The 4,805-nt window shown below is 37.6% G+C and carries 4 protein-coding genes and 1 tRNA gene; 3 read left to right on the top strand and 2 right to left on the bottom strand.

Going from position 1 to position 4,805, the window contains the following annotated elements; all coding sequences use genetic code 11:
• Positions 1 to 1,363, bottom strand: a 1,363-nt coding sequence (asnS, locus tag AAC037_RS19845) for an asparagine--tRNA ligase (protein ID WP_339905062.1), incomplete at its 3' end; no start/stop codon positions are given.
• Between the two features lie 178 nt (positions 1,364 to 1,541).
• On the opposite strand from asnS, the gene rpoN reads away from it, so the two are divergent.
• Together rpoN and AAC037_RS19835 are read left to right on the top strand one after the other, a co-directional pair.
• A complete protein-coding gene (gene rpoN, locus AAC037_RS19840) occupies positions 1,542 to 2,996 on the top strand; it encodes an RNA polymerase factor sigma-54 (protein WP_339905060.1) in 1,455 nt (484 codons plus the stop codon).
• A complete protein-coding gene (locus AAC037_RS19835; protein ID WP_339905058.1) occupies positions 2,996 to 3,619 on the top strand; it encodes a phosphatase PAP2 family protein in 624 nt (207 codons plus the stop codon). The genes rpoN and AAC037_RS19835 overlap by 1 nt, the downstream gene beginning before the upstream one ends.
• A 66-nt stretch (positions 3,620 to 3,685) precedes the next feature.
• Here the strand turns inward: AAC037_RS19835 and AAC037_RS19830 are convergent, their stop codons facing one another.
• Complete coding sequence (locus tag AAC037_RS19830) at positions 3,686 to 4,420, bottom strand: porin family protein (RefSeq protein WP_339905056.1); 735 nt, start codon at positions 4,418 to 4,420, stop codon at positions 3,686 to 3,688.
• A 188-nt stretch (positions 4,421 to 4,608) separates the two neighbouring features.
• On the opposite strand from AAC037_RS19830, the gene AAC037_RS19825 reads away from it, so the two are divergent.
• Positions 4,609 to 4,682, top strand: a tRNA-Arg gene (locus tag AAC037_RS19825).
• Positions 4,683 to 4,805 lie beyond the last annotated feature (123 nt).

Raw genomic sequence — 4,805 nt, 5'->3', positions numbered from 1 at the left:
ATCCTAAACCAAAGCCGGCGTGAGGAGCAGTGCCAAATTTCCTGGTATCCAGGTACCACCACATTTCTTCTTTGCTTATTTCCAATTCATCCATGCGTTGGGTTAGTTTGTCAAGATTTTCTTCTCTTTGCGACCCCCCAACAATTTCACCTATACCGGGGAATAAAATATCCATGGCTGCCACTGTCTTGTTATCCGGATTTAATTTCATGTAAAATGATTTGATTTCTTTCGGATAATCAGTGATAATCACAGGTTTTTTAAAATGCTTTTCCACCAAAAACCTTTCATGTTCAGATTGCAGATCTGTTCCCCAATCTTCTATGGGATAGGCAAATTTTTTCTTTTTATTTGGTTTGGAAGCCTTTAAAATATCAATAGCTTCTGTATAAGTGATCCGTATAAATTCATTTTGGGTAACAAAGGAAAGCCTTTCCAATAAGCCCAACTCACTGCGTTGGTCAGCTTTTTTGCCCTTCTCTTCATCTGCGGCACGTTTGTCCAAGAAAGCAAGATCTTCTTTGCAATGTTCTAAAGCATAACCTATGACATATTGAAGGAAATCCTCAGCAAGATTTTGGTTGTCTTCGGCGTCGAAAAAAGCCATTTCTGGTTCAATCATCCAAAATTCTGCCAAGTGTCTGGTGGTATTGGAGTTTTCTGCCCTAAAAGTGGGCCCAAAGGTGTAAATTTCTGACAACGCCATTGCCGCAAGTTCACCTTCCAATTGTCCGGAAACGGTTAGATTGGTGGCTCTTCCGAAAAAGTCTTCTTGAAAATCGATTTGTCCGGCTTCGTCTTTGGCAGGATTCTTCAAGTCCAATGTGGTTACCTGAAAGGTTTCGCCAGCACCCTCAGCATCAGAAGCAGTGATGATAGGAGAGTGTATATAGACAAAGCCTTTTTTGTGGAAGTATTGGTGTATTGCAAAAGAAAGCTGGTGACGGATGCGGAAGATGGCACCAAAGGTATTGGTTCTTACCCTTAGGTGTGCATTTTCCCTTAAAAACTCAAGTGAGTGTTTTTTAGGTTGAATAGGGAATTTTTCCGGATCAGCTTCTCCCAAAACCTCGATGGAGGTAGCTTGTATTTCTGTAGATTGTCCTGAACCTTGAGAATTTACAATTGTTCCTGTGATTTTTAAACAAGCTCCGGTATTAGCTTTCTTAAGAATATCTTCAGAAATTAATTGTGGATCGGCCACACATTGGTAATTCTGGATACAAGATCCGTCATTAATGGCAATGAAAGTTACATGTTTGTTGCTCCTTTTGGTTCTAACCCAACCCATTAGGGTTGCTTTTTCATCCGGAGTAGGGTTCTCCAGTAAATCTTTTATTTTAATTCTTTTGTTAAATGACATGACGATACCTTGTTATAAAGTAAAAAACCCAAAAGGGGGAACATTTAATTTGAATGCAAAAAAACGATATAATAAGCTTTTTATCAAAATTTTGATCTTATTTCCTAAATTTGAATTCCAATTGAGTTTATTGGAACACAAAATGGAAATAACTTAATACCGTAATAGGTTTTAATATATGCAGAAACTGAATTTAAACCAGATATTATCTCAAAAATTATCCCCTCAGCAGATACAATTTATTAAATTGTTGCAGGTTCCTACAGCTGAACTTGAGTCCAGAATAGAGGAAGAGTTAGAGATTAACCCCGCCTTGGAGGAGGGGAAAGACGTGGAAGCTGAAAACCCAGCGGAGGAGTTTGCAGACAGTGCGGATGTTGCTGAATCAAAAGATGACAAAGACATCAATATTGAAGATTACCTAAATGAGGAGTATGGTGGGTATAAGATGCAAGGGGATGGTAATTATTCAACGGATGATGAGGAAAGAGACATGCCCCTTTCCAGCTTTAGCTCGCTTCATGAGCAACTGCTTTCTCAATTAAATTTCCTTAAATTAAACGACACTCAAAAGTTAATAGGTAAGCAGTTAATAGGAAGTATAGAGAACGACGGTTATATAAGGAGGGACCTGGAGGCCATTATTAATGATTTGGCATTTAGTCAGAATGTTGAGACTGATCTCGATGAAGTAGAAGAAATACTTTTTAAAATTCAATCCTTCGATCCTCCTGGGATTGCCGCCAGAAATTTGCAGGAGTGTTTGATTATTCAATTGGAGCGAAGGAACACAGAGGAAGGATCCTTACTAAAAAAAGCCATTTTTGTGGTTCAAGAATGTTTTGAAGAATTTACAAAGAAGCATTATAACAAAATACTAAAGAAAGCCGGAATAGGAGAGGAAGAGCTCAAGGAAGTGATTCAGTTAATTACCAGGCTCAATCCAAAACCGGGAGGAATTTCTGACGGTATGGTCAGAAACCATTATGTAATTCCGGATTTTATTCTAAACAATGTCAATGGGAAATTTGAAATTGTCCTGAATTCAAAGAATGCACCCGAACTTAAGGTGAGCAGGTCCTATTCTGAGATGTTTAGTGCCTATGATAAGAGTGATAAAAAAGATAAAAAGCTCAAAGAAACGGTTTCTTTTGTAAAACAAAAACTAGACTCAGCGAAATGGTTTATAGATGCCATTAAACAGCGGCAACAGACATTGATGCGTACCATGCAGTCTATTTTAGATTACCAGCATGATTTTTTCCTTGATGGTGACGAAACCAAATTACGTCCCATGATCCTGAAAGACATTGCAGAAAAAATAGATATGGATATTTCCACCGTTTCCAGAGTAGCCAATAGCAAGGCCATCCAGACAGAATTTGGAGTGTTTCCTTTAAAGTATTTTTTCTCTGAAGGTATCGCCACAGATGGAGGAGAAGATGTGAGTAATCGAGAGGTAAAAAGTGTTTTAAACAAATTGGTAGACGAAGAAGACAAGAAAAAGCCACTTTCTGATGACAAATTGGTCAAATTATTGAACCAAAAAGGGTACAATATTGCAAGGAGGACAGTGGCCAAATACAGGGAACAATTACAAATACCGGTAGCAAGGCTTAGAAAAGAGTTATAGTGTTTAGGAAATTAGCTTTAGGTATATCGGTAATTTTTCAGCCTTTGGTAATCCCTACTTTGATGGTGGTTACCTTATTTTATATGGTTCCGGAAGCAACAGTTGTACCCAAAGGAGCCAAGTGGGCAGTACTGCTATTGATCAGTTTCTCTACCTTTATGGTGCCCCTACTTGGATTGGTGGGCTTGAGGTTTTCAGAAGTTATCAATAGCTTACAGTTGCCTGAAAGAAAGGAGCGGATTTACCCTTTTGCATTGGTTTCTGTTTTCTACAGCATGACCCTTGTGTTTTTTTACTGGAAGCTAAATATTGATCAGTTGTTAATAGTTACCCTGGGGTTGGTTACAGTTTCTTTAATTCTTTTGACCCTGATAACCATTTTTTGGAAAATCAGCGCCCACCAGACAGCCATGGGGGGATGGGTTGCTATCGTTTCGGTTTTGTCAATAAGATTCAATTCGGAACCTATGTTTTATTATTTCTTATTGATCATTGTGCTTAGTGGCTTGATTGGTACTGCCAGGTTGTACCTAAATGCACATCGGCCTTCAGAAGTTTACGCCGGATTTATTTTAGGATTTGGGATCTGTTTCCCGGTTTATTATCATTTACTTATTAATTGATTGACATAAAAAAAGGAGTGGGTATTTAAATCCACTCCTTATATATACGTCAAGAATAGATTTCTTTTAGAACAAAGCTACTGATACGCCAAAGTTGAATTGAGTAGATTCTGTTCCATAAGGACCTTGGTTTCCTTCGAAGACCCCATTGAGACCATAGTATCCCCACACATTAAAGCCTGGGAATCCTAAACGGGTGTAAACACCATAGCGGATTGGGTTTAAACCATAATTCTGTGAGTTTTTAATTTTCTGTTCCAAACCATCTCCGTTAGTATAAGCAATTTTAGTATGTGCATTGTATAGCAATCCTATTTTACCTCCAACAGCCACACGGATTCCGCTATCATAGTCATCATGATTTACATGGTATCGAAATTCTAGTGGGATGTCAAAATAATTTAACGCCATTGTATTGGTAGAAACACTAGCATCTTGTCCATATACATTAGTTATGGAAGTAAGCATACTTGAATTTACAGATTTGTCAGGATCTGACACCAAGGTCATCCCATCTTTAAAAGCGAGTTTTTCAAGGCCGAGACCTAAGCCCGGATTGAAAGTGAAACCTGTATTTTGACCTAATGGGATTTGTGTTTGGTAATAAACGTTAAATACCCTTGAAGCGATAAAACGCGTATTTAGATCCTCTGGCCTATTATTTAGCATATTGAATCCAAAATCCAGAAACAAGTCCCCGGTAATGTTTGGTCTGCCACCTATAGATGAACGTTCCTTTTCTTGGGCTTGAAGCTGAAAGGTGATCAATAAAATTAAGGATATAATGGAAAGTCTTTTCATGAAAACAAATATTTTTTAACCTATCGAACGGCTAAATTAGGAAATAATGCTTGATTTGGTGGCCTGTTGATCTTAATTATTCTTAAAATATAATTAATAGGTACGTAATAATCATTTCATTTTTCTCTCAATTCATGCTTTGTATTATTCATTTTATTCTTTACCTTTGCATTCCATTTAAAAGAAATGGCCTCGTAGCTCAACTGAATAGAGTACTTGATTACGGCTCAAGAGGTTCCAGGTTTGAATCCTGGCGAGGTCACAAATTGAAATAATAGCATTGATTTTTGCCTTATATATGGGAAAAAAGTTTTTCAAAAAAAAGACATTTTCCCATTGTAAAATAAAAAATAAAGTGCACCTTTGTCATCCCAAAAGCGGGGAA

Source organism: uncultured Cyclobacterium sp. (genome assembly GCF_963976465.1).
GTDB lineage: Bacteria > Bacteroidota > Bacteroidia > Cytophagales > Cyclobacteriaceae > Cyclobacterium.
This window is presented reverse-complemented; position numbering and strand designations above follow the sequence as displayed.